1 pseudogene is annotated in these 517 nt (G+C 50.3%); it reads left to right on the top strand.

Going from position 1 to position 517, the window contains the following annotated elements:
- Positions 1-517 (top strand): annotated as a pseudogene (locus KIV40_RS33590) (bifunctional glutamine synthetase adenylyltransferase/deadenyltransferase); the annotation flags it as partial.

Below are 517 nucleotides of genomic sequence, written 5' to 3' on the forward strand. Positions count from 1 at the left end.
CAGAGGCGATTGTGGAAGCGGGTGTGAATCAAGCTTGGCTGCAGGTATCGGCTAAATATGGCGAGCCAACACACATCAAAGATCGTGATGGACGCGGTTTTGCGGTCGTTGGTTACGGCAAAGTCGGCGGCTGGGAGCTAGGTTACAATTCGGACTTAGATATTGTCTTTATGCATGACTGCCCAGTGCATGTTTATACCGACGGCAAAAAAGAGATCGATGGTCGCCAATTCTATCTGCGATTGGCTCAGCGCATTATTCATATCTTCTCGACTCGCACTGCCTCAGGCATTCTTTATGAGGTTGATACGCGCCTGAGACCTTCTGGTGCATCAGGCTTATTAGTAAGTCCAACCGATGCCTTTGACGAGTACCAGCACAGTGAAGCGTGGACGTGGGAGCATCAGGCATTGACTCGCGCACGTATGATCTATGGTGATGAGCCTTTGGCATTGGCGTTTAACAAGACGCGTCATGAGGTGTTGTGTCTTGAGCGTGCTCGTGAAAGCCTTAAGCA

Source organism: Vibrio sp. D173a, from assembly GCF_030248475.1.